A 24249-nucleotide genomic window follows, 5' to 3' on the forward strand; every position below is an offset into this window, starting at 1 on the left:
ACTACTCGGCTCCGCTCGACACCGGGTCGGCCGGAACCGCGCCCTCGGCGGAGTCCGGCACGACAGCCGCCGCGCGGATCGCGGTCAGCATCGCCGCGGCCACCTCGGTGTGTCCGTCCCAGCCCCAGTGGATGCCGTCCGGGTTGCCCTGATTGCTGAAGACGTTCGCGCGCACCGCCTCCGCGAGGTCGACGAGCGGCACGTTCTTCTCCTCCGACCACGTGGTGATGGCGGCGACGGCACCGGGACGTCCCGCGTGGACCTTGCCGTAGGCCTCACTGCGGTGCACGGATGGCAGTGTTCCGATGACGGGCAATTCGGGGCGCATGTACTCGAGCGCCGCCCGTGAGCTCTCCAGGTATTCGACACTCAGCCGCGGCGGCAACGCCACCGGCCACCCCAGCGGGGCGAGGCGGGGCTGGAGCCACTGGTAGCCGCTCCGCACGACGCGCCGCAGCGCGGGCGGGCGGACGTAGCGCAACTGTTCCCGCAACGCCGTCGGGAGCGGGGACGGCAGCGAATCCATGCCGCCGACGGCGAACACCACGGCGCCGGCGCGGGGAACCGCGGACCAGACCCGCGGGTCCTGGGTCAGCGCCCACCACACGTCGCGGCTGGTCCAGCCGATCCGCGCCACCAACTCGACATCCCAGCCGAGTTGACGGGCAACGATATTGGGCCAGATGCCGGGGTGGTCGGACGGGAGCCCGCCCTTGGGTCCGTAATACGACAGCGAATCGGCGAGCACGAGCAGGACGGGGCGTTCCCCGGAACCGGCACCCACCTCAGAGGACGTCACTGGCCACACTCGCGGAAGCGTTCCACACGTCGAGGCGCCAGCTGAGCGAATCGGGGTTCCCGTACGCGCTCAGCTGCACCCAGCTGGTGTTCCCCAGCCCGCCCAGCACCGGCCAGCGGTCGACGGGCAGATCCAGCAGGGCGGCGGTCAGCGCGGCGATCAATCCGCCGTGAGCGACCAGGACCACCGGCTTGTCGGCCCAGTCCTCGTGCTTCTCGACGAGTTCCGCGACCACCGGCTTGCTCCGGCGGGCGACGTCGATGCGGCTCTCACCGCCGGGCGGTGCCCACGTCGCGTCGCCGCGCCAAGCGGCGCGAGCACCGGGTGCGCGCGCGTCGACGTCGAGGTGCGTGAGCCCCTGCCAGTCGCCGAGATGCGTCTCACGGAGGCGTTCGTCGATCTGCACCGGCAGACCGGCGTTGTCGCCGACCTCCACGGCGGTGTCGTAGGCCCGCCGCAGATCGGAGGACACGATGGAGATCGGTCTGCGACCGACGAGCGCGGTGGCGGCGGCGCGGGCCTGCGACCGCCCCAGCTCCGACAGTTCGGTGTCAAGCTGGCCCTGCATGCGGTTGTCGGCGTTGTACTCGGTCTGTCCGTGGCGGAGCAGTATCAGTCGCCGCGGGGCACGGGGAGCATCCGTCACAGCTCGGACTCCTCGGTCTCGGGGGCGCCCGCACCGTTCGCGTCCGCCGGGCCGTGCTGGCCGATGCCCTCGACCGGCACGGCCGGGCAGTCCTTCCACAGCCGGTCGAGGGCGTAGAAGTTGCGTTCCTCGTTGTGCTGGACGTGGATGACGACGTCCACGAAATCGAGCAGTGCCCAACGGCCTTCGCGGGTGCCCTCGCGCCGCACCGGCTTGTGACCTGCCTCACGCAGCCGATCCTCGATGTTCTCGACGATCGCGTTCACCTGACGCTCGTTGGGGGCGGAGGCGATGACGAAGCAGTCGGTGATGACCAGCTGCTCGGAAACATCGAGCACCACCACATCGGAGGCCAGCTTCTCGTCGGCAGCCACTGCCGCGATGCGTGCCATCTCGATGGCTTCGGTCGTTGCGCTCACGCGATGTTCTCCCAGTTCGTTCGGAAAGTGCTGTCTAACTCTTGGTCTTGTCCGGGGCCGGTTCGGACATCGTCGTCGCGCCGTCGAGGCGCTCGGAGTCCGGTGGCCGGTACAGGTTCCGCTTGGAGATGTACTGGACCACACCGTCCGGCACGAGGTACCACACAGGACGATGGCGACTGGCGCGCCGCCGACATTCCGTCGAGGAGATCGCCAGAGCCGGGATCTCGATCAGCGTGACCGCGTCCTCCGGCAATGCATCCAGGTGCCCGGCCAGATGTTCGGTGTTGAGATCGAATCCCGGACGCGACACCCCGACGAACTTCGCCAGCGAGAACAGTTCCTCCCAGTCCTGCCAGGACAGGATACTCGCCAGGGCGTCCGCACCGGTAATGAAGTACAGCTCGGCGTCCGGGTGGTAGCTGCGCAGATCCCGCAGGGTGTCGACGGTGTACGTCACCTTCTCGCGGTCGACGTCCACCCGGCTGACCGAGAACCGCGGGTTCGACGCGGTGGCGATGACCGTCATCAGGTACCGGTCCTCGGCCGGGCTGACGCCCTTGCCCTGCTTCTGCCACGGCCTGCCGGTGGGTACGAAGACGACCTCGTCGAGGCTGAATCGGTCGGCCACCTCGCTGGCGGCCACCAGGTGACCGTGATGAATGGGGTCGAAGGTGCCGCCCATGACTCCCAGGCGGCGCCGACGCGCGCCCGTTGCTCCCTGTTCCACGAGTGTCGAGCTTACGTGTTCACACCGGCAGCAATCCGGCGACCACCGACGCCAGCTGCTGAGCGGATCGGCATTCGTGCATGCTGATGACCTCGTTGTACACCTTGGCCGCCGAGTCGCCCGATCCCCACTGACCGCTGGGCTCCGGGTTGAGCCAGTGCGCGTGTTTCGCCACCGACACGAGTCCGGCCAGTGCCTCCAGGTTCGGGTCGCGGTAGTTGTTGCGGCCGTCGCCGAGTACCAGCAGGGACGTGCGGGACGTGATGCTCTGGGTGAACCGCTCGGCGAACACCCCGAACGCGTTGCCGTAGTCGGAGTGCCCGTCGTAGCCGACCAGGTCGGCTTCCCGGATCATCCGCGACATGGCGCTGCCGAGGTCGGCCCCCGCGTCGAAGAATCGGGTGACCTCGTCGGTGGTGTCGATGAACGCGAACACCCGCACCCGGGAGAACTGTTCGCGCAGCGCGTGGACGAGCAGCAGGGTGAAGTGGCTGAAGCCGGCCACCGAACCCGACACGTCGCACATCACGACGAGTTCGGGACGCGCCCGCCGGGGTTTGCGCTGGACGAGGTCGATGGGCACGCCGCCGGTGGACATCGACTTGCGCAGGGTCCGGCGCAGGTCGATCGAACCGGCACTCGCCCGGCTGCGCCGCACGGCCAGTCGGCTGGCGAGCAGCCGTGCCAGCGGGGTGACGTTGCGTTTCAGCGCGGTCAGCTCGGCGTCCGAGGCGCGCAGGAAGTCGACTTCCTCGGCCAGCCGGGGGACGCCGTACGACGCCACCCGTTCCTTGCCGAGGTTCTCGGCCGACCGGCGCCGCGTCTCCTTCTCGATCATCTTGCGGAAGTCGGCGATCCGCTGGGCGGCGGTGCGCTTGGCCACCTCGGATTCGTAGCTTTCCGTCGTCCGGGCCCCGGTGTCCTGCTGATTGCCCAGCAGTCCGTCGAGGATCTTCTTCAGCAGGGTTTCCGGTGCGACGTCCCGCAGCGCCTGGTAGGCGGAGAACGACGGGCCGTTCGCCGACTGGTACTGCCCCAGTTCCTCGACCATCTGCGCGGTCAGCAACTCGGTGAGCTCGAGCGCCTCCGGCGACCCGTCGGTGAGGAGGTCGACGATCAGCTCGCGCAGCGCCTCGTAGTCGATGTCACCCTTCGCGTTGCGCGGCAGGCTCGTGTCGATCGCCCCGGCCGCCCGGTTCCCGACCGCCGCCGGGAACCAGAGTTCGAACAACGCGTCGAAGGTGGGCCGATGGGTGGGCCGCCGCAGCAACGCACACGCCAGACCCTCCCGCAGGGATTCGCGGTCCAGCAGGTCGAGGACCGACATCACCTGTCCGGCGTCGACCGTCTCGGACGGTCCGACCGTGATCCCGCGCCGCCGCAGCGCCTCGACGAAGTCGACGAGATGCCCCGGCAGCCCGTGTGGCGCCGCGGGACCGCCCGGCTTCGACGGGGACGCGAGGGGACCACCAGCAGCCATGGGGAGTCCTTCAGTTCAGTCGCAGCTCGGCAGAGGCCCGCAGCTGGTCGGATTGGTGCTTGAGAACGACACCCAGCGTCGCGCGCACGGCGTCGTCGTCGAGGGTGTCGAGCCCGAGCGCCAGGAGGGTGCGACCCCAGTCGATGGTCTCGGCCACCGACGGCAGCTTCTTCAGCTGCATGCCGCGCAGCACACGGATCGTCTTGACCAGCTGCTCGGCCACCGCCTCGGGCAGTTCCGGCACCCGGCTCGCGAGGATCCTCCGCTCGAGTTCGGCGTCGGGAAAGTCGAGGTGCAGGAACAGGCAGCGACGTTTGAGCGCCTCCGACAGTTCGCGGGTGGCGTTCGAGGTGAGGACGACGAACGGCTTGCGCGTGGCGGTGATGGTGCCCAGTTCGGGGACGGTGACCGCGAAATCGCTGAGCACCTCGAGGAGCAGGCCCTCGATCTCGACGTCGGCCTTGTCGGTCTCGTCGATCAGCAGCACCGTCGGGTCCTCGCGCCGGATGGCGGTCAGCAACGGCCGCGACAGCAGGAACTCCTCGGAGAAGACGTCCGCCTTGGTGGCGTCCCAGCTGTGGTCGCTGCCCGCCTGGATGCGCAGGATCTGCTTCGCGTGATTCCACTCGTACAGGGCGCGGGCCTCGTCGACGCCCTCGTAGCACTGCAACCGCACCAGTTCGGCGCCGGTGGTCTCGGCCACGGCGCGGGCCAGCTCGGTCTTGCCGACTCCGGCGGGACCCTCGATGAGCAGGGGCTTTCCGAGCCGGTCGGCGAGGAACACCGCGGTCGCGGTGCCCTTGTCGGACAGGTAACCGGTTTCGGCGAGCCGAGCGATGACGTCGTCGACGCTGGCGAAGAACGGCTTCGTGGTGGGCAGTGCGCGGTCCACGCTCGCTCCTTTCAGAAGGGGTGACGGGCAGAGGGGGCTTGACGGAAGGGACGGCCGGCGGGGTCTAGACCGGGCGGGTGTGCCCGTCTCCCCACACGATCCACTTGGTGGACGTCAGTTCGGGCAGGCCCATCGGTCCGCGGGCGTGCAGTTTCTGCGTGGAGATCCCGATCTCGGCACCGAATCCGAACTGCTCGCCGTCGGTGAAGGCGGTGGAGGCGTTGACCATGACGGCGGCCGCGTCGACCCGGGCGGTGAACTCGCGGGCGGCCGCGAGGTCGGACGTCACGATGGCCTCGGTGTGGCCGGTGCCGTACCGGTCGATGTGCTCGACCGCGGCGTTCAGGTCGTCGACCACCTTGAGTGCCACGTCGAGGGTGAGGTACTCCTCGGACCAGTCCGACTCCGTCGCGGGCACCAGCCCGGGCAGGTCCCCGTGCACGGTCACACTGTGCATCTGCAGGGCCTGCAGGAGCTTCGGCACCGCCGTCTCGGCGATCGCGGCGTCGACCAGCACGGTCTCCGCGGTGTTGCAGACACTCGGCCGCCGCGTCTTGGAATTGAGCAGGACCCGTTCCGCCATCTCCAGATCGGCCGCCGCGTGAACGTAGACGTGGCAGTTGCCGACGCCCGTCTCGATCGTCGGGACGGTCGCGTCGCGCACCACGGCGCTGATCAGACCGGCCCCGCCGCGGGGAATCACGACGTCCACCAGCCCGCGGGCCTGGATCAGGTGCGTCACGCTGGAGCGGTCCTCGCTCGGCAGCAACTGCACGGCGTCCTCCGGCAGCTGCTGCGCCGCCAGCGCCGCCCGCAGCGCCACGACCAGCGCTGCATTCGACTTCGCCGCGGACGCGGAGCCGCGCAGCAGGGCCGCATTACCCGACTTCAGGGCCAGCCCGAACGCGTCGACGGTGACGTTGGGCCTGGCCTCGTACACCATGCCCACCACGCCGAGCGGAACCCGCAGCTGACGCAGTTCGAGACCGTTCGGGAGTGTGGAGCCGCGCACCACCTCACCGACCGGGTCGGGCAGCCCGGCAACCTGACGCAGACCGGACGCGATCCCCTCGATCCGTTCCGCGGTCAGCCGCAGCCGGTCGAGCAGGGAGTCCTCGGTGCCCGACGCCCTGGCCGCCTCGATGTCGGCGGCGTTGGCGGCGAGGATGTCGGTGGACGCGGCGAGCACGGCGTCGGCCGCCGCGTGGAGCGCCGCATCCTTCTGCGCGGTGGTGAGCAGCGCGAGGACCCGCGACGCGGTGCGGGCGCGACGGGCCGCTGCGTGGACGGCTTCACGGGTATCCACCGTGGCACCGGCCGACGAGGTGGAAGTCACTGCAGTCATGAACACAGCCTATATACAGGGCTGGACACCCCGCGGAGCGGGAAGGGCGGGAATGATTTCATCCCCAGGACGGGTTGCGACTGGTCGAGACCATCAGAGGTAGGAGTGCTGCAGTGAGCGTGTTGTTCGAACCCATCACCTTCCGTGGAGTCACCGTCCCCAATCGAGTGTGGATGGCGCCGATGTGCCAGTACTCGGCCGACGTGAGCGGCAGCGACGTGGGGGTGCCGGGCGACTGGCACCGGACGCACCTCGTGACGCGGGCCATCGGCGGTGCGGGCCTGATCCTCACCGAGGCGACGGCCGTCAGCCCGGAGGGCCGCATCAGCCCGGCCGACCTCGGCATCTGGAACGACACCCAGACCGAAGCCTTCGCGCAGATCAACGCGCAGCTCGAGTACTTCGGCGCGGTTCCCGGCATCCAGCTCGGTCACGCCGGGCGCAAGGGGTCCGCGCACGTCCCGTGGCGCGGCGGGGGGAGCCTCGACGACGACGATCCGTTGTCGTGGCGGACGGTGGCGCCGAGCGCGATCGGTTTCGGCGGCCACACCCCGCCCGCGGCGGCGACGGACGAGGACATCCGGAAGGTGGTCGCGGACTTCGCCGCCGCCGCCGAGCGGGCGTCGCGCGCAGGCTTCAAGGTGGTGGAAGTCCATGCGGCACACGGCTATCTGCTGCACCAGTTCCTCTCGCCGGTCAGCAATCACCGCACCGACGAGTACGGCGGCAGCTTCGCGGGCCGCATCCGTCTCCTGCTGGAGGTCGTCGACGCGGTGCGCAGCGTGTGGCCGGCCGAACTGCCGGTCTTCGTCCGGGTGTCGGCCACCGACTGGTTGTCCGAGGAGCCGGGGCTGGACGCGGACAGCTGGACCCCGGATCAGACCGTCGCCCTCGTGCAGGCGCTCGCCGACCTGGGCGTCGACCTCGTCGACGTCTCCAGCGGCGGCGTCGCGTCCGCGCGGATCCCGGTCGGCCCCGGATACCAGGTTCCGTTCGCCCGCCGCATCCAGAACGAGACCACGGTCCCGGCCGCCGCGGTGGGGCTCATCACCGAGCCGGAGCAGGCCGAGCGGATCGTGGAGTCGGGAGAGGCCGTCGCGGTGTTCCTCGGGCGTGAACTGCTGCGCGACCCGTACTGGCCACGAAAAGCCGCACTGGTATTGAATGCCCAGGTGACGCCGCAGATTCCGGCGCAGTACGCACGGGCGTACTGACGCTCGGGCCGACAAGCCCCCACATCCTTTGCTACGGTAATCGCTCTTACAGCTGGTAGTCCCGCACCCCGGACGGTGGAGCGGGACCGACCGACGAGCCAGAGCCGATCGGCGGGGGCCGCATCGCGCCGAAGGGCCGTGGGTTGCCGAACCCGACCAGCAATCGCCGTGCGGGCGACGAAAAGATGCGTGCATCAGGTACGTGCCCCGTGCGGGTGATAACTGCGCTGGGGAGCGCAAGACATGAATGCACCAGATCACTCGATCACGTCGGCCGAGGTGGCCGAATCACCTGATGTCACGGTCACCGACGAAGCCTCCGTCAAACGCGCCGTCAAGGCCACCATGCTCGGTAACGCCATGGAGTGGTTCGACTTCGGCGTGTACGCCTACCTGGCGACCACGATCGGCAAGGTCTTCTTTCCCGAGGCCAGCGGCACCGCACAGCTGCTGTCGACGTTCGCGATCTTCGCCGCCGCCTTCGTCGTCCGCCCGCTCGGTGGACTGTTCTTCGGTCCGCTCGGCGACCGGATAGGCCGCAAGAAGGTGCTCGCCACCACGATCATCCTGATGGCGGGCAGCACGTTCGCCATCGGCCTGATCCCGAGTTACGGATCCATCGGGCTCGTGGCACCGATCCTGCTGGTGCTGTTCCGGCTCGTGCAGGGCTTCTCCACGGGCGGCGAGTACGGCGGCGCCAGCACGTTCGTCGCCGAATACGCACCGGACAAGCGCCGCGGGTTCTTCGCGAGCTTCCTCGAATTCGGCACCCTCGCCGGGTATGTCGCGGCCGCGGGACTGGTCACCATCATCAGCACCGTGGTGAGCGCCGACGCCCTGGTCGACTGGGCCTGGCGGATTCCGTTCCTGCTCGCCGGTCCGCTGGGTCTGATCGGTCTCTACCTGCGGTTGCGGCTCGAGGAGACGCCCGCGTTCCAGCAGATGGAGCAGGCCGAAGAGCGTTCGCTCGCAGACGAATCCACGGGACGCAAACTGCGCGAGACGCTGGTGGAGAACTGGCGTCCACTGGTGCTGTGCGTGATCCTGGTCGCCACCTACAACATCGCCCACTACGGCCTGCTCAGCTACATGCCGACGTACCTGTCGAACACGCTCGGCTACGACGAATCGCACGGTCTCGTCCTCATGATCATCGTCATGCTCATCATGATGGTAGCGATCAGCTTCGTCGGAAAGCTGTCCGACCGGGTCGGTCGTAAACCGTTGCTGCTGGCCGGTTTCGTCGGATTCTTCGCGTTGTCGCTGCCGGCGTACCTCCTCATCGGGGTCGGCCACTACTTCACCGTCTTCCTCGGCCTCGCAATCCTCGGCGGCCTGCTGCTGCTGTTCGTCGGTGTGTTCCCATCGGTCCTTCCCGCGCTGTTCCCCACCGGGATCCGATACGGCGGCCTGGCGATCGGATACAACCTCGCGGTGTCGATCTTCGGTGGCACCACTCCCCTGGTGCTCACGGCGCTGCAGGACGCGACGGGCAGCGACCTCGTCGCACCGATGTACATGATGGCCGCGGCGGTCGTCGGCGGGATCGCGGTGCTCCTCATCTCGGAGACCGCCCGCAAGCCCCTCGAGGGTTCGCCGCCCGCCGTGGCCACGGACGCCGAGGCCCGCCGCATCCTGAAGCGTCTCCGCCGCACCAAGGGCGAGGCATCCACGACGCCCGCACAGGAGACGGCGGCCGCCGACGCGGGCTAGTCTCGGAATATGTCCGCTCCCAGGGTCGCCGTGGTCGGCAGCGTCAACATGGATCTGCTGACGGCGACCGAACGGTTACCCGGGCCCGGGGAGACGATCCTGGGCAGCGCCTTCGCCGCCACCCCCGGCGGCAAGGGCGCCAACCAGGCGATCGCCGCGGCGCGGGCGGGCGGGGCCGTGACATTCATCGGGGCGGTCGGCTCCGACGTGTTCGCCCTCGATCTGCGGCAGGCCCTCGTCGACGCCGAGGTCGACACCCGGTACCTGCGGGAGGTCGACGGGCCGAGCGGGATCGCGGCGATCACCGTCGACGCCGCAGGCGAGAACAGCATCGTCGTGGTCCCGGGCGCCAACAGCACCGTGGTGGACCTGACACCCGCCGAACTCGCCGCGGTCGCGGACGCCGACGTCCTGCTCTGCCAACTCGAGATACCTCTCGGCACCGTGGTGGCCGCGGCGGCGCACGCCGCGGCCCACGGCACCGTCGTGATGGTGAATCCGTCACCGGCGCAGCCACTTCCGACCGAACTCGTGGAGCTGATCGACGTGCTGCTGGTGAACCAGACCGAGGCCGCGCAACTCGGCGCCGAGGTCATCGGCGCCGTCTCCCACGTCGTCACCACGCTGGGGTCGTCGGGCGCGGACTACGCGGGCAGTGACGGCACCACGCTCCACGCCGGCTCCCCGGCGGTCGAGGTGGTCGACACGACCGGCGCGGGCGACGCCTTCGCGGGCGCCCTCAGCGTGTCGTGGCGCGGCGGCCCCGGGACCGCCGTCCCGTTCGCGTGCACGGCGGGCGCACTCGCGACCACCCGCCGCGGCGCCTCCACGTCGTCGCCCACCCGCACCGAGATCGAGGCGGCCATTCCCGGCTGAGCGCCCCCTGCACTCGCCTGGATCGTCCGTGTCACCCCGGTCGTGCACCATGGGGGCATGACGACCGCCACCGAACCCGCACTCCGTGACGAGGCCGAACGGCTGCTCCGCGAGCTGGCAGGCGAGCACGCCACCCTCCGCGACGACCAGTGGACGGCGATCGAGGCGCTCGTGGTGGGCCGCAGACGGGCGCTCGTCGTCCAGCGGACGGGCTGGGGCAAGTCGGCGGTCTACTTCATCGCGGCGAAGCTCCTGCGGGCACACGGGCACGGTCCCACCGTCATCGTGTCGCCGCTCCTGGCGCTGATGCGGAACCAGGTGGCCTCGGCCGAGCGCGCCGGTGTGCGCGCCGCCACCATCAACTCCGGGAACGTCACCGAGTGGGACGACATCCACACACGGGTCGCGGACAACGAACTCGACGTGCTGCTGGTCAGCCCCGAGCGGCTCAACAACCCCGACTTCCGCGACCAGGTCCTGCCCTCCCTCGCCGCCGACGCCGGCCTCGTCGTGGTCGACGAGGCGCACTGCGTGTCGGACTGGGGTCACGACTTCCGTCCCGACTACCGGCGGATCCGCACGCTGATCGCCGAGCTGGGCGAGGGTATCCCCGTGCTGGCCACCACGGCCACGGCGAACGACCGCGTCGTCTCCGACGTCTCCACGCAGCTCGGGGTGGGCGGCGCGGAGACCCTCGTCCTGCGCGGCGGCCTCGAACGCGAGTCGCTGCACCTGTCGGTCGTGCAGATTCCGGAGGCCACCGCCCGGGCCGCGTGGCTCGCCCAGAAGCTCGACAGTCTGCCCGGCTCGGGCATCATCTACGCGCTCACCGTGTCGGCGGCCCGGGATCTGGCAAGCCTGCTGTCCGAGCAGGGGCACACGGTCGCCGCATACACCGGGCAGACCGACGCCGCCGAGCGCGAGACCCTCGAGCAGGACCTGCTCGGCAACCGCGTCAAGGCGCTGGTGGCCACGTCCGCGCTCGGGATGGGGTTCGACAAGCCCGACCTGGGGTTCGTGGTACACCTCGGTGCGCCGTCGTCGCCCATCTCCTATTACCAGCAGGTCGGGCGCGCAGGCCGGTCCACCGACCGCGCCGAGGTGATCCTGCTGCCCGGATCCGAGGACAAGCAGATCTGGAGCTATTTCGCGTCCGTCGCGTTCCCCCGCGAGCACGTGGTGCGCCGGGTGATCGAGGTCCTCGATACCGATCGGCCGCAGTCCACGCAGGCGCTCGAACCACTCGTGGAGCTCGGCCGCACCCGGCTGGAGATGGTGCTGAAGGTTTTGGACGTGGACGGCGCCGTGCGCCGGGTGCGGGGCGGCTGGGTGGGCACCGGGGAGCCGTGGGCGTACGACGCCGACCGGTACGAGCGCCTCGAGCGGGCCCGCGAATCCGAGCAGCAGGCGATGATCGAGTACCAGCGGATCACCACGTGCCGGATGGCGTTCCTGCGCGAGCAGCTCGACGACCCGGGTCTGGCGGCGGGCACGTCGGACTGCGGGCGGTGCGACAACTGCACCGGAGAGCGCCACGACGCGACCGTCGACGCCGAGGCGGTGCAACAGACCAGAGCGCGCCTCGAGCGCCCAGGCGTGGATCTGGCGCCCCGCAAACAGTGGCCCACGGGCCTCGCGAAGCTCGGCGTGAAGCTGTCCGGGAAGATCTCCGACGGTCCCGAACCGGGTCGCGTGCTGGGCCGGCTGTCCGATCTGGGCTGGGGTCAGCGCCTGCGCTCCCTGCTCGACGAACCGGACGGACCGGCGCCCGACGCCGTCCTGAAGGCCTGCATCCAGGTGCTGGCGTCCTGGGACTGGGCCGAGCGTCCCACGGCGGTGATGGCGGTCGAATCGGCCACCCACCCGCTTCTGTCGGCGTCGATCGCGGGGCAGCTGGCCACGGTGGGCCGGCTCACCGACCTGGGAGTTCTGCGGCTGCGCCCCGAGCATCCGCCGGTGTCCGCAGCCAACTCCGCCTACCGGGTGGCGGGGCTCGTCGACGCCTGGGAGACCCCCGGCGTTCCCGAAGGCACCGGACCGGTGCTGCTCGTCGACACCCTCACCGACACCGGGTGGACCCTCACGATGGCCGCGCGGACGGTCCGCGCGGCGGGTGCCGCGTCGGTTCTCCCCTTCGCGCTCGCGAGTCTCAAATAGGCGCAGTGTGTCGCTTGCGGTTCACCCAAAAGTTACATAATGTGATCAGCATCACTTTGCATGTCTCACCTGCAAAGCTCTGCCGCCTGAACTGTCCAATTTCGCGAGGCACGTGAAATCGAAGGGGATGGTTGTTAGGTTCGAATTTCCAATGACGCCTGTTCAGAAGAGTGCCATCCCGACCACCGCGCCGGACGCGGTGTTGTTCAGAAGTCCAGAGATCACTGACGGAGTCCGGCTCTGGGAGATCGCCAGGAACACGGAAGTGCTCGATCTCAATTCGAGCTACGCATACCTGTTGTGGTGTAGAGATTTCAGCCGATCGTCGGTCGTCGCAGTCGTCGACGAACGCGTCGTGGGGTTCGTATCGGGCTTCATCCGCCCAGAATCCCCTGCGACGCTGTTCGTCTGGCAGGTTGCCGTAGACGCCGACCAGCGCGGCAAGGGAATTGCAGGTCGTATGTTGAGCGCGCTGCTCGATCGCCTTGCACCCGAAGGGATTACCCATCTCGAAACGACGATCAGCCCCGACAACGAGGCTTCGATCGCACTGTTCACAGCATTGGCGCGTCGCCGAGATACGGCGATCAACAAGCAGGAACTGTTCTCCCCTAACGATTTTCCCGATGGACACGAAGCCGAAGATCTGTACACGATCGGCTAAGAGCATGCCCCGGAGGAATGCAGCAACATGACTAACATCGATACGAACATTTTCGAGAGCCTCGAGTCCGAGGTTCGCAGCTACAGCCGCGGCTGGCCCGCCGTCTTCGAGTCGGCGTCCGGATCGTGGATCCGCGACGAGAACGGCCGCGACTACCTCGACTTCTTCGCCGGCGCCGGTTCGCTGAACTACGGCCACAACAACCCGGTCCTGAAGTCGGCGCTCGTCGACTACATCGTCGGCGACGGCATCACGCACGGCCTCGACATGTCGACCGTGGCCAAACGTGACCTGCTCGAGACCTTCCAGGACAAGATCCTGAAACCGCGAGGTCTCGACTACAAGGTCCAGTTTCCCGGACCCACCGGCACCAACACGGTCGAGGCCGCACTGAAACTGGCGCGCAAGGTGACGGGTCGTTCGTCGATCATCAACTTCACCAACGCTTTCCACGGCATGACGCTCGGCGCCCTGTCGGTCACCGGTAACTCGATGAAACGCGCCGGCGCCGGAATCCCGCTGGTGCACGCCACCCCGATGCCGTTCGACAACTACTTCGACGGAGTCACCGAGGACTTCCACTGGTTCTCCCGCGTGCTCGACGACTCGGGCAGTGGCCTGAACCGTCCGGCCGCCGTGATCGTCGAGACGGTGCAGGGTGAGGGCGGCGTCAACGTCGCTCGCCCCGAGTGGCTGCGCGCCCTCGCGGACCTGTGTGCCGAACGCGACATCCTGCTGATCGTCGACGACGTCCAGATGGGCTGCGGACGCACCGGGCCGTTCTTCTCGTTCGAAATCGCCGGCATCACCCCGGACATCGTCTGCCTGTCGAAGTCCATCGGCGGATACGGCCTCCCGATGGCGCTGACCCTGTTCAAGCGTGAGCTCGACGTGTGGGGCCCGGGCGAGCACAACGGCACGTTCCGTGGCAACAACCCGTCGTTCGTCACGTCGAAGGTCGCCCTGGACCACTACTGGTCCGACGACACCCTGCACAAGTCGACGCTGGCCAAGGGCGAGAAGATCCACCAGGCGTTCACCGAGCTGGCGAACCAGTTCGAGGGTTCCGTCTCCACCCGCGGTCGCGGCCTCGTCCAGGGCCTCGTCTTCGACGAGCCGGAGCGCGCGGGCAAGGTCTGCGCACTCGCCTTCGACGAGGGACTGCTCGCGGAGACGTCCGGACCGTCCGACGAGGTGGTCAAGCTCCTGCCGGCGCTCACCATCACCGACGAGGAACTGGACCACGGCCTGGCCATTCTCGCCGACGCCACCGGCAAGGTCTGCAGCTAGAGAGAGGACTGACACCCATGATCGTTCGCACCACCGCAGAAATCACCGACACCGAGCGCGACATCACCAGCGAGGACGGGAACTGGCGCAGCAAGCGCATCATCCTCGGCGGCGACAAAGTGGGTTTCTCGTTCCACGAGACCACGATCAAAGCCGGTTCGGTCAACGAGTTCCACTACGCCAACCACGTCGAGGCCGTCTGGCTCGTCGAGGGAACCGGCAAACTGATCGACCTCGACAACGACAAGGTCTACGAACTCGGCCCGGGTTCGATGTACCTGCTCAACGGTCACGAACGTCACCGCGTCGAGCCGGAGACCGAAATGCGGATGCTGTGCGTGTTCAACCCGCCCGTCACCGGCCGTGAGGTCCACGACGAAAACGGTGTCTACCCCTTGATCGAGGTTCCCGCGTAAGTTCGACCCATGGCCGACGACGCTGCTGTTCCAGCTATAGCCATCGGACCCGCCCCGGACCCGCTCCTCGAGGATGCGGTGCGCCGGGGCGGTGCCCGTGTGGCACCCCTCGAGTCCGCGGACGCACTGGTCTGGACCACGGGTCCGATCGGGTTCCCGGATCCGCTTCCCGAGAAGATCCGCTGGGTGCAGCTGAACTCCGCGGGTGTCGAGGAGTGGTTCGCCGCGAAGGTGATCAGACCCGAGTCCACCGTGCTGTGGACGTCGGCGGCGGGCGCGTTCGCCGCCACCGTCGCCGAGCACGCGCTGACCCTGCTGCTTGCCGGGGTGCGGGCGCTGCCCGAGCACCTCGAGGCGAAGACCTGGCGCCAGCAGGAGTTCTTCTCGAAGGTCGGCACCCTGCGGGGCACCACGGTCGCGATCGTGGGCGCCGGCGGTATCGGCCGGGCGCTGATCCCGATGCTCGCGGGCGTCGGTGCCGACGTGATCGCGGTGAATCGCTCCGGCAGCCCGGTGCCGGGCGCGATCGAGACGCTCCCCACCACCCGGCTGGGCGAGGTGTGGGCCCGGGCGGATCACTTCGTGCTCGGCGCTCCCGCCACCGACGCCACCCACCATCTGGTCGGGGCGGCGGAGTTCGCGCAGATGAAGCCGACCGCGTGGGTCATCAACGTCGCGCGCGGCTCACTCGTCCACACCAATGCACTGGTGAAAGCGCTGCGGGACAACACGATCGGCGGAGCGGGACTCGATGTCACCGACCCCGAGCCGCTACCCGACGGTCACCCGTTGTGGAATCTGCCGAACGTGATCATCACCCCGCACGATTCCAACCCGCCTGCGGTGCGTCCCCCGGCGTTCGCCGAGCACGTAGCGCTGAACGTCACCCGCTTCGTCGCAGGTGAGAATCTCACCGCTCTGATCGATCCCGTCGTCGGGTACTGAACCGGCGCTATTCTGGAGTGCGTGTTCGCCCCACTGATCGACGTACTCGGGGGCCGGCGCCTGTGTGTGATCACCGGCGCCGGCATCTCGACGGACTCCGGGATCCCCGATTACCGCGGTCCGGATTCACCCCCGCGCAACCCCATGACGTATCAGCAGTTCACCGGTGACCCCGAATTCCGCCGCCACTACTGGGCACGGAACCACCTCGGGTGGCGGCACATGGACGCCGCCCGGCCCAACTCCGGCCACCGCGCCCTCGCCGGGCTCGAACGGGCCGGGGTCGCGAGCGCGGTCGTCACCCAGAACGTCGACCTACTGCACACGAAGGCCGGAAGTCGCCGGGTGATCGACCTGCACGGCACGTACGCCCAGGTCCGGTGCCTGACGTGCAACGCACTGATCTCGCGGGCGACGCTCGCCGACCGGCTCGAGCGCGCGAACCCGGGATTCGCCGAAACCGTCGCCGCCGCACAGGGAGTGGAGATCGCACCGGACGCCGACGCGGTCGTCACCAGCACCGAGCATTTCCGGATGGTCGACTGCGAGGCGTGCGGAGGCATGCTCAAACCCGACATCGTGTACTTCGGCGAGTCCGTCCCGAAACCGCGGGTCGCGGCCGCCTACGACGTGGTCGACGAGGCCGAGGCACTGCTGGTGGCCGGGTCTTCGCTCACCGTCATGTCGGGACTGCGCTTCGTCCGGCGCGCCGCCAAACGCGGAATCCCCATCGCGATCGTCAACCGGGGAGCGACGCGCGGCGACGAGTTCGCGACACTCACCGTGCACGCCGGCTGCTCGGAAGCCCTCACCGCGCTGCTCGACGCGTCGTCCGCGCTGCCCGCCTGACCTCTAGAGCGGCACCAGGTCGTCGGCGTGGACCACGGGGCGCTGCATTTCGGCAGGCAGTTCCTGGGTCGACTTGCCGAGGATGTCGCTGATCTCGGCCGAGTCGTAGGCCACCACTCCCCTGGCCACGGGACGTTCCTCGGGGCCGAGGAGTGACACGACGTCGCCGCCGTAGAACCGTCCCGACACCGCCGTGATGCCCGCGGGCAGCAGCGACCGGCGCCGGGTGACGACGGCCCGGACGGCGCCCTCGTCGATGTGCAGGATCCCCTGCTCGTCCGCGGCGTGCCGCACCCAGAACTTGCGCGCCGACAACCGGGACGGCCGGGCCGCGAACGCGGTCCCCACACTGGCGTCCCGCAGCGCCGCCCCGGCGTCCGAGGCGGCGGCGAGCAGCACCGGAACACCGGCATCGGCCGCGAGGCGCGCCGCGGACAGCTTGGACGCCATCCCGCCGGTGCCGAGGGCGCCGCCCGAGCCGGCGACCACCCCGTCCAGATCCTCGGGGCTGTTCACCTCGGGAATCAGCGTCGCATTGCCCTTGCGGGGGTCGCCGTCGTACAGCCCGTCGACATCCGACAGCAACACGAGTGCGTCCGCGCCGACCAGGTGCGCGACGAGTGCCGCGAGCCGGTCGTTGTCGCCGAATCGCAGCTCCGCGGTGGCGACGGTGTCGTTCTCGTTGACGATCGCGACCGCGTGCAGGGCGCGCAGGCGGTCGAGGGTGCGCTGCGCGTTGCGGTGCTGTGCGCGGCGGGCGATGTCGTCCGCCGTCAGCAGCACCTGTCCCACCGTGCGCCCGTACCGGGCGAACGAGGTACCCCAGGCGTGGGCCAACGCCAGTTGGCCGACGCTCGCGGCGGCCTGCTTCGTCGCCAGGTCCCGCGGCCGCTTGGTCAGCCCCAACGGGGCCAGACCCGCGCCCACCGCCCCGGACGACACGACGACCACGTCGGAACCGGCACGCATCCGTGCCTCGATCGCGTCGGCCAGCGCGTCGAGCCGACCGACGTCGAGCCCGCCGACCAGACTGGTCAGCGCCGACGAGCCGATCTTCACGACGATGCTGCCCGCCGACGCGACCGTGCGCCGGGTGGCGCTCACTGGTCTTCGGGGTCGAGGCCTTCGAGACCGCGACGGACCCTGGATGCGTGCTTACGCTCGGTCGCGCCGATGCGCTCCACCTGATCCAGACGCGGGTCGGTGCCGCGGCCGGTCCGGGTGAGGTCGACGCCGGCGGGTGTCTGGGGCTCCCAGTCGAAGCTCACGTTGCCGATCGTCACGGACGCGCCGGGCTCCGCCCCCTGCTTGACGAGTTCGGTTTCCACACCGAGCCGCGCGAGGCGGTCGGCGAGGTAGCCCACGGCCTCGTCGTTGTCGAACTGCGTCTGCCGCACCCAGCGCTCCGGGCGCGTGCCGCGGACGATGAACCCACCGGGGATCTCGGGATCGGCGATGACGCTGAAGCTGTTCTCGTTCGCGATCACCGGGCGGATCACCTGCCGCTTCGGCTCGGCCTTCGGGTGCGCCTCCCGGTAGTCCGCGACCAGCTTCGCCAGCGCGAACGTCAACGGGCGCAACCCTTCTCGGCTGACGGCCGAGATCGTGAAGATCGGCCATCCGCGGGCCTCGAGGTCGGGGGTCACCATGTCGGCCAGCTCGGCCGCCTCCGGCACGTCCGCCTTGTTCAGGATCACGATGCGGGGGCGGTCCGCGAGGTCACCGAGGCCGGTGTCCCCGGACAGCGCGCCCTTGTACGCGGCGAGTTCGGCCTCGAGCGCGTCGATGTCGGAGATCGGGTCGCGGCCGGGGTCGAGGGTCGCGCAGTCGACGACGTGGGCCAGCACGGCGCACCGCTCGAGGTGGCGCAGGAAGTCCAGCCCGAGTCCGCGGCCGTCGCTCGCGCCGGGGATCAGCCCGGGCACGTCGGCCACCGTGAACGTGGTGTCGCCGCTCGACACCACGCCGAGGTTCGGCACCAGGGTCGTGAACGGGTAGTCGGCGATCTTCGGCTTCGCCGCCGACAGCACGGACACCAGCGAGGACTTGCCCGCCGACGGGAATCCGACCAGCCCGACATCGGCGACGGACTTCAGTTCGAGGACCAGTTCCCGCTCGACGCCCTCCTCTCCGAGGAGTGCGAAGCCCGGCGCCTTGCGTGCTTTGGACGAGAGGGCTGCGTTGCCGAGCCCGCCGCGGCCGCCCTGGGCGGCCTCGAAGCGGGTGCCGACACCGATGAGGTCGGCGAGGATCCGGCCGTCCTTGTCGAGGACGACGGTGCCGTCGGGGACCTTCAGGATCAGGTCGTCGCCCTGGGCGCCGTCGCGGTTGCTTCCCATCCCCTGCTTGCCGTTGGTGGCCTTCGCGTGGGGGTGGAAATGGAAGTCGAGAAGGGTGTGGACGTTGCCGTCCACCTCGAGCACGACGTCACCGCCACGCCCGCCGTTGCCGCCGTCCGGGCCACCGAGCGGTTTGAACTTCTCCCGGTGTACGGAGGCGCAGCCATTGCCGCCTTTTCCGGCGCTGACGTGCAGCACGACGCGGTCAATGAATCGGGACATGACTGCCGGATCCTTCCTCAGTCAATTGTGTTGATCTCTGAAACTGTGTTGATCTCTGAAACGAACAATAGGGGCGGACCGGGTATCTCGACCCAGGTCCGCCCCTATTGGGAGCTTGAAACGTCCCTCACGGGACGATGCATACTCGCGGCAGGACTAGACCTCTGCCGCCGCCGGAACGATGTTCACGGTCTTGCGTCCACGCTTGGTGCCGAACTCGACGGCACCGGCGGAGAGAGCGAACAGCGTGTCGTCGCCGCCACGACCGACGTTGACGCCGGGGTGGAAGTGGGTTCCGCGCTGACGCACCAGGATCTCGCCGGCGCTGACGGACTGGCCGCCGAAACGCTTCACGCCGAGTCGCTGAGCATTTGAATCGCGACCGTTACGGGAGCTGGATGCACCCTTCTTATGTGCCATGTTCTTGACCCTCCTCGGGTGAAATCAGCTCTGAAGCTCTAGCTACTTGATGCCGGTGACCTTGAGGACCGTCAGCTTCTGCCTGTGGCCCTGACGCTTGTGGTAGCCGGTCTTGTTCTTGAACTTGTGGATCCGGATCTTCGGGCCCTTGGTGTGCTCGACGACCTCACCCGTGACCGAGATCTTGGCCAGCTTGTCGGCGTCGGTCGTCAGATCGGATCCGTCGACGACGAGAACGGGAGCAAGCGAGACAGCAGTGCCGGGCTCACCCTCGATCTTCTCGACCTTGACGAGGTCACCAACAGCGACCTTGTACTGCTTTCCGCCGGTCTTGACGATCGCGTACGTTGCCATCGGAGGGCTACCCCTTGCTTCTTCGAACTTGCTCGCGCCACAGTGTGCGCGACTGGTCTGGTGTGACGGCTAGCTCGGTCGAGATCGCGCAGCCTTCACAGGTGAGGGCACAGCTGACCTTCATCGCCGAGTAGCGACTGGTCAAGGTTACAGGAAGGCAACCGTTCCGTACAAACCGGCGTCGATTGCCTTCCCGCGTTCCCTCGTCAGTGGTCGGCGTCGACCGGCGGGCCTGCCGGACGTGCCGCGGCCCGTCGACGCCGCGGCTTGCGCGGCGCTGCCTGCGGATCCGCGCCGTCCGACGAGGACGCCGCCGGTCCGCTCACGGTCGAAGCCGACATGGCCGGCTCCGGTTCCGGTACGTGCTCCGCGCCGGGCTCCGGCGTCGGAATCACGAACACGGTCCCGGCACTCGGGGTTTCGGACACCGGCGCTGCCGCTGCCCTCGACACCCGGCGACTCCTGCGCCGCGTCGGGGCCACCGGCTCCGGTGCGGGCTCGGGTTCCGGTGCGGGTTCGGGTGCGCGCTCCACGACGGGTTCCGGGGTCTCGGCGACCGGAGCCGCTTCGGCCGGTGCCGCTTCGACGACGGGCGCCTCGGCCGCAGCTTCCACGGCTTCCTCGACGACAGCCTCTTCGACGACGGCTACCTCGGCCTCGGGTGCCACGACGGCTTCCGCAGCCACCGCTGCGGGCGCCTCGGCCACGGCCTCCTCGATCCCGGGCAGCTCCGCCTTGTCCGCGGCCGCAGCCTCCGCCTTGTGCGCGGCCTCCTCCTCCTCGTGATGGTGGTGTGCCATCGCGAGAGCGACCGGGTGGGCCCGCTTCACGGTGGCATCCACCGTCGGGGCCTCCTCGTGCACGGGAGCCTGCGGAGTGTCCCCGCCGGACGACTTGTCGCGTCCCCGCTTCTTGCGGGAACCGCCGGCGTCGCCGCCGCGGGAAGACCCGCGTGCACCGGTGTCCTCGGACGTCTTCACCTCGATCGGCTCGGCATGGACGATGATGCCGCGGCCGTGGCAGTGCTCACACGTCGTGGAGAACGCCTCGACCAGACCGGTGCCCAGCTTCTTCCGGGTCATCTGCACGAGCCCGAGCGACGTCACCTCGGACACCTGGTGGCGGGTGCGATCGCGGCCCAGGGCCTCGGTCAGACGTCGCAGCACCAGGTCGCGGTTCGACTCGAGCACCATGTCGATGAAGTCGACGACGATCATGCCGCCGATGTCCCGCAGGCGCATCTGCCGGACGATCTCCTCGGCAGCCTCGAGGTTGTTCCGGGTGACGGTCTCCTCGAGGTTTCCGCCGGCACCGGTGAACTTGCCGGTATTGACATCGACCACGGTCATGGCCTCGGTGCGGTCGATCACGAGCGTGCCACCGGACGGCAACCAGACCTTGCGGTCGAGCGCCTTCGCCAGCTGCTCGTCGATGCGGTGCGCCTCGAAGACGTCGACGCCGTTGTCCGACGTGTGCTGCGCGAGCCTCGGCATGAGGTCGGGCGCGACGGACTTGATGTACGACTCGACCGTTGACCAGGCCTTCTCGCCCTCGATCACGAGCTTCGAGAAGTCCTCGTTGAACAGGTCGCGGATGACCTTCACGAGGAGATCGGGCTCCTCGTAGAGGGCCTGCGGGTTGCCGGACTTGCCGGATTCCGCCTTCGCGGCCTGAGCCTCGATCCCGGCCCACTGCTCCTGCAGGCGCGTCACGTCGCGGGCCAGTTCCTCCTCGCTCACACCCTCCGACGCGGTCCGGATGATGACTCCGGCGTCCGAGGGCACGATGTCGCGCAGGATGTCCTTGAGGCGCTTGCGTTCCGTGTCGGGCAGCTTGCGGCTGATCCCGGTGGACGTGCCGCCGGGCACGTAGACGAGGAACCGGCCCGCGAGGCTGATCTGCGTGGTCAACCGCGCACCCTTGTGCCCGACCGGGTCCTTGCTGACCTGGACCAGCACCTGGTCGCCGGGCTTGAGCGCCTGCTCGATCTTGCGGGAGTTGCCACCGAGCCCGGCGGCCTCCCAGTTGACCTCACCGGCGTACAGCACGCCGTTGCGGCCGCGGCCGATGTCGATGAACGCCGCTTCCATGCTGGGCAGCACGTTCTGGACGCGCCCGAGGTACACGTTGCCGACCATCGAGGCCGACGCCGACGTGGTCACGAAGTGTTCGACGAGGACACCGTCTTCGAGCACGGCGACCTGCGTCGTCGCGTGCGGTTGCCCGGTGGCGACGCGGTCGCGCACGACCATGACACGGTCGACGGCCTCGCGGCGTGCCAGGAACTCCGATTCCGTGAGGATCGGCGGACGGCGGCGGCCGGCATCGCGGCCGTCGCGGCGACGCTGACGCTTCGCTTCGAGCCGCGTCGAACCGGTGATCCCCTGGACCTCGTCCTTCGAGCGGCTCTTGTTGCGAGGCTCACGCTCGTGCACGACGGTGTTCGGCGGATCGTCCTCGGACGTGGCGTCTCCCGACCCCTCGCCACCGGACTTGCGACGGCGACGACGGCGGCGGCGACGGCTCGAACCGTCGGAGTCACCCTCACCGGTCTCTTCGTCCCCGGACTCCGCTTCCGCCTGCTCGACGTCCGCGGGCTTCTCCTCGGACTCCTTCTTCGGCTCCTCCTCGGGCACCCGGCTCGGTGTCTCCGCGCCCTTCTCCGTGCCCGTGTCTTCGCGGCCCTTGTCCTCGCCCGCGGACTCCTCGGCCTCGGCACCCTCGGTGTCGGTATCGGTGTCCTGTTCGTTCGGCTGCTCGCCCCGGCCGCGGCCGCGGCCGCGACGGCCACGTCGACGACGACGCGGCTGATCGCCGTCGACGTCGGACTCGTCCGATTCGGTGTCGGCGGTTCCGGTGTCCGTGGTTTTCGCGGGCTCGGCGACATCCTCGCGCGACTCGGCGACGGGCGGCTGCTCGGTGGTGGGTTCGGGCGTCCCGGCGTCCCGGCGACTGCGCCGGCGACGCGGCGGCGTCTCGACCGCCGCGAGGTCGGGCTGCAGGAAGAGCGGGACCTGAGAAACGGCGGGAGTCTCGGCGGGCTCCTCGGCAGCGGGCGCCTCGGCCTGGTAGGCGGCGGTGGTGAACAGGTCGTGCCCGAGGTCGGGTTCGGAAACCGCGGCCTCCTCGGCGACGGGTTCCGGGCTTTCCTGGGCCGGGGCTTCCTCGGCGGGAGCCTCCGGTGCCTCCGGCTGCTCGGCCTCGGCAGCCTTCTCGGCCTCGGCAGCCTTCTCGGCGACCGCTCCCTCGACGTCCGCAACCGGTTCCGGAGCCACCTCGACGACGGCCTCCGCAGCCGGGGCCGCCGCTTCCGGTGCAACCTCGGCGGGCGCCTCGGCAGGAGTGGTCTCCGCAGCGGTGAATCCGGCGTATACCCGCTCGGCGATGTCGCGTTGCAGGCTCGACTGCGCACTGCGCAGTTCCAATCCGAGGGCCGCGGCCTCGGCGAGAACCTGCTTGCTCGTCACGCCCAGCAACTTCGCGAGGGCGTGAACGCGAATCTTCTCCGGAAGAGCGGGAACCGCGCTCCCGGCGGTGGCCGTATCGTTCGGCTCTGAATTTGTGGGCGGCGCTTGATCGGCCACGTAGTCTCCTCAGCCCCCGGGCGCGTCCACTCCCCTGTCTGGGAATGTCACGCGGCCACGCGAGGGCGCAGTATGTGTACTCGCGCCCCAGATGTGAGCGCGAGATTGTCTGGTCTCGCTCCACACAGCGCGTGCAGTGTCCGTTTTCACTGCACACCCATGTAGTGCCTTGCGGATGGCCGTGGTCCGCGGTGCGAGCGCCTGATCATCCAGCGTGCCGATACGCCCAGGTATTTCCTGTTGACGTAGGGGCAGCGATGAAGGGCATCGAGCCGTGGTGTCATCCGGTCGAAGCCACGTGGTGCACAAATTGCGGTCCGACCACCCTCAGTATCCCACACGTGTGCCGCGGTCCGTGCCAGCGGCGCACGTATCGTTCTGGAACATGTTCCGTTCGCGATGGCGCCGCCGGCCCGGAGGGCAGGTCGGTGGATCGAGGGGTGGGTGGAGAGGGTGGGTCAGCTGGCGGCGAGCTGGGGGAACCAGAGGGCGATCTCGCGCTCGGCGGACTCGACCGAGTCGGAGCCGTGGACGAGGTTCTCCTGGGCTTCGAGCCCGAAATCACCGCGAATCGTGCCCGGAACAGCCTTCTCGACCGGGTCGGTGCCGCCGGCGAGCTGCCGGAACGCCGCGATCGCCCGGGGACCTTCGAGGACTGCCGCGACGAGCGGGCCGCCCGTGATGAATTCCAGCAGGCCGGGGTAGAACGGGCGGCCTTCGTGCTCGGCGTAGTGGGCGGCGGCGATGTCGCCGGGAGCGGTGCGCAGCTCGAGCGCGGAGATCGTCAGACCCTTCCGCTCGATACGACCGAGGATTTCTCCTACATATCCGCGGGCAACGGCATCGGGCTTGATCAGTACAAGGGTGCGCTCAGTCACGGCGCACAGCCTAAATG

General features: G+C 69.0%; 22 protein-coding genes. 9 read left to right on the top strand and 13 right to left on the bottom strand.

The window, feature by feature from the left end; genetic code table 11:
- Position 1 precedes the first annotated feature (1 nt).
- The 7 genes from octT to JWS14_RS06725 form a co-directional block, all read right to left on the bottom strand.
- Positions 2-799 (bottom strand): diglucosylglycerate octanoyltransferase, encoded by a 798-nt coding sequence (gene octT / locus JWS14_RS06695; protein WP_072946583.1) that lies wholly within the window; start codon positions 797-799, stop codon positions 2-4.
- Entirely contained in the window at positions 786-1445 is a 660-nt protein-coding gene (locus JWS14_RS06700; protein ID WP_072946582.1) for a histidine phosphatase family protein, read from the bottom strand. Before JWS14_RS06700 ends, octT begins: the two co-directional genes overlap by 14 nt.
- The gene (rsfS, locus tag JWS14_RS06705; protein WP_072946581.1) at positions 1442-1864 is read right to left on the bottom strand and encodes a ribosome silencing factor; all 423 of its coding nucleotides are present in this window, start codon (positions 1862-1864) and stop codon (positions 1442-1444) included. Before rsfS ends, JWS14_RS06700 begins: the two co-directional genes overlap by 4 nt.
- Positions 1865-1898: 34 nt before the next feature.
- Entirely contained in the window at positions 1899-2594 is a 696-nt protein-coding gene (gene nadD / locus JWS14_RS06710; RefSeq protein WP_072946580.1) for a nicotinate-nucleotide adenylyltransferase, read from the bottom strand.
- Between the two features lie 19 nt (positions 2595-2613).
- Positions 2614-4074, bottom strand: coding sequence for a vWA domain-containing protein (locus tag JWS14_RS06715; RefSeq protein ID WP_206012727.1), 1461 nt, complete (start codon positions 4072-4074; stop codon positions 2614-2616).
- Positions 4075-4084: 10 nt separating this feature from the next.
- The gene (locus tag JWS14_RS06720) at positions 4085-4966 is read right to left on the bottom strand and encodes an AAA family ATPase (protein ID WP_095865167.1); all 882 of its coding nucleotides are present in this window, start codon (positions 4964-4966) and stop codon (positions 4085-4087) included.
- A gap of 64 nt (positions 4967-5030) precedes the next feature.
- A complete protein-coding gene (locus tag JWS14_RS06725) occupies positions 5031-6311 on the bottom strand; it encodes a glutamate-5-semialdehyde dehydrogenase (RefSeq protein ID WP_206012728.1) in 1281 nt (426 codons plus the stop codon).
- A 113-nt stretch (positions 6312-6424) separates the two neighbouring features.
- Between JWS14_RS06725 and JWS14_RS06730 the strand changes: the two genes are divergently transcribed.
- The 9 genes from JWS14_RS06730 to JWS14_RS06770 all read left to right on the top strand — a co-directional run bounded on the left by JWS14_RS06730 (position 6425) and on the right by JWS14_RS06770 (position 16435).
- Positions 6425-7525 carry an NADH:flavin oxidoreductase/NADH oxidase gene (locus tag JWS14_RS06730; protein WP_072946577.1) on the top strand — a complete coding sequence of 367 codons (1101 nt, stop codon included), beginning with the start codon at positions 6425-6427 and terminating at the stop codon, positions 7523-7525.
- A gap of 243 nt (positions 7526-7768) precedes the next feature.
- Entirely contained in the window at positions 7769-9238 is a 1470-nt protein-coding gene (locus JWS14_RS06735) for an MFS transporter (RefSeq protein ID WP_095865166.1), read from the top strand.
- 9 nt (positions 9239-9247) lie between these two features.
- The gene (locus JWS14_RS06740; RefSeq protein ID WP_072946575.1) at positions 9248-10114 is read left to right on the top strand and encodes a ribokinase; all 867 of its coding nucleotides are present in this window, start codon (positions 9248-9250) and stop codon (positions 10112-10114) included.
- 57 nt (positions 10115-10171) lie between these two features.
- Positions 10172-12271 carry a RecQ family ATP-dependent DNA helicase gene (locus tag JWS14_RS06745; RefSeq protein WP_095865164.1) on the top strand — a complete coding sequence of 700 codons (2100 nt, stop codon included), beginning with the start codon at positions 10172-10174 and terminating at the stop codon, positions 12269-12271.
- A gap of 151 nt (positions 12272-12422) precedes the next feature.
- The gene (gene ectA / locus JWS14_RS06750) at positions 12423-12935 is read left to right on the top strand and encodes a diaminobutyrate acetyltransferase (RefSeq protein WP_009474013.1); all 513 of its coding nucleotides are present in this window, start codon (positions 12423-12425) and stop codon (positions 12933-12935) included.
- Between the two features lie 27 nt (positions 12936-12962).
- On the top strand, positions 12963-14225 hold the full coding sequence (ectB, locus tag JWS14_RS06755) for a diaminobutyrate--2-oxoglutarate transaminase (protein ID WP_095865163.1): 1263 nt from the start codon (positions 12963-12965) through the stop codon (positions 14223-14225).
- Between the two features lie 17 nt (positions 14226-14242).
- The gene (locus tag JWS14_RS06760; RefSeq protein ID WP_012688262.1) at positions 14243-14641 is read left to right on the top strand and encodes an ectoine synthase; all 399 of its coding nucleotides are present in this window, start codon (positions 14243-14245) and stop codon (positions 14639-14641) included.
- Positions 14642-14650: 9 nt separating this feature from the next.
- Positions 14651-15586 carry a D-isomer specific 2-hydroxyacid dehydrogenase family protein gene (locus JWS14_RS06765; protein ID WP_206012729.1) on the top strand — a complete coding sequence of 312 codons (936 nt, stop codon included), beginning with the start codon at positions 14651-14653 and terminating at the stop codon, positions 15584-15586.
- Positions 15587-15607: 21 nt separating this feature from the next.
- Positions 15608-16435, top strand: a complete 828-nt coding sequence (locus JWS14_RS06770; protein ID WP_072946571.1) for an NAD-dependent protein deacetylase — start codon at positions 15608-15610, stop codon at positions 16433-16435.
- A gap of 3 nt (positions 16436-16438) precedes the next feature.
- Here the strand turns inward: JWS14_RS06770 and proB are convergent, their stop codons facing one another.
- The 6 genes from proB to ndk all read right to left on the bottom strand — a co-directional run bounded on the left by proB (position 16439) and on the right by ndk (position 24232).
- Entirely contained in the window at positions 16439-17539 is a 1101-nt protein-coding gene (proB, locus tag JWS14_RS06775; protein ID WP_012688265.1) for a glutamate 5-kinase, read from the bottom strand.
- Positions 17536-18996 (bottom strand): GTPase ObgE, encoded by a 1461-nt coding sequence (gene obgE / locus JWS14_RS06780; protein WP_206012730.1) that lies wholly within the window; start codon positions 18994-18996, stop codon positions 17536-17538. Before obgE ends, proB begins: the two co-directional genes overlap by 4 nt.
- 156 nt (positions 18997-19152) lie before the next feature.
- Positions 19153-19416: a 50S ribosomal protein L27 gene (gene rpmA / locus JWS14_RS06785; protein ID WP_012688267.1), complete on the bottom strand. Its 264-nt coding sequence runs from the start codon at positions 19414-19416 to the stop codon at positions 19153-19155.
- A gap of 42 nt (positions 19417-19458) precedes the next feature.
- Positions 19459-19770 (bottom strand): 50S ribosomal protein L21, encoded by a 312-nt coding sequence (rplU, locus tag JWS14_RS06790; protein WP_005248081.1) that lies wholly within the window; start codon positions 19768-19770, stop codon positions 19459-19461.
- A 206-nt stretch (positions 19771-19976) separates the two neighbouring features.
- Entirely contained in the window at positions 19977-23354 is a 3378-nt protein-coding gene (locus tag JWS14_RS06795; RefSeq protein ID WP_206012731.1) for a translation initiation factor IF-2 N-terminal domain-containing protein, read from the bottom strand.
- 458 nt (positions 23355-23812) lie between these two features.
- Positions 23813-24232: a nucleoside-diphosphate kinase gene (gene ndk, locus JWS14_RS06800; RefSeq protein ID WP_206012732.1), complete on the bottom strand. Its 420-nt coding sequence runs from the start codon at positions 24230-24232 to the stop codon at positions 23813-23815.
- Positions 24233-24249 lie beyond the last annotated feature (17 nt).

The organism is Rhodococcus koreensis (assembly GCF_017068375.1).
In the GTDB taxonomy this organism is placed as follows: domain Bacteria; phylum Actinomycetota; class Actinomycetes; order Mycobacteriales; family Mycobacteriaceae; genus Rhodococcus_F; species Rhodococcus_F koreensis.

Bases quoted from the DNA above. Each gene is read 5' to 3' on its own strand.
- rplU (WP_005248081.1), bottom strand. From the start codon at position 19,770: ATGGCAACGTACGCGATCGTCAAGACCGGCGGAAAGCAGTACAAGGTC.
- JWS14_RS06740 (WP_072946575.1), top strand. From the start codon at position 9,248: ATGTCCGCTCCCAGGGTCGCCGTGGTCGGCAGCGTCAACATGGATCTG.
- JWS14_RS06735 (WP_095865166.1), top strand. From the start codon at position 7,769: ATGAATGCACCAGATCACTCGATCACGTCGGCCGAGGTGGCCGAATCA.
- JWS14_RS06725 (WP_206012728.1), bottom strand. From the start codon at position 6,311: ATGACTGCAGTGACTTCCACCTCGTCGGCCGGTGCCACGGTGGATACC.
- ectA (WP_009474013.1), top strand. From the start codon at position 12,423: ATGACGCCTGTTCAGAAGAGTGCCATCCCGACCACCGCGCCGGACGCG.
- JWS14_RS06715 (WP_206012727.1), bottom strand. From the start codon at position 4,074: ATGGCTGCTGGTGGTCCCCTCGCGTCCCCGTCGAAGCCGGGCGGTCCC.
- JWS14_RS06760 (WP_012688262.1), top strand. From the start codon at position 14,243: ATGATCGTTCGCACCACCGCAGAAATCACCGACACCGAGCGCGACATC.
- ectB (WP_095865163.1), top strand. From the start codon at position 12,963: ATGACTAACATCGATACGAACATTTTCGAGAGCCTCGAGTCCGAGGTT.
- JWS14_RS06765 (WP_206012729.1), top strand. From the start codon at position 14,651: ATGGCCGACGACGCTGCTGTTCCAGCTATAGCCATCGGACCCGCCCCG.
- JWS14_RS06745 (WP_095865164.1), top strand. From the start codon at position 10,172: ATGACGACCGCCACCGAACCCGCACTCCGTGACGAGGCCGAACGGCTG.
- rpmA (WP_012688267.1), bottom strand. From the start codon at position 19,416: ATGGCACATAAGAAGGGTGCATCCAGCTCCCGTAACGGTCGCGATTCA.
- obgE (WP_206012730.1), bottom strand. From the start codon at position 18,996: ATGTCCCGATTCATTGACCGCGTCGTGCTGCACGTCAGCGCCGGAAAA.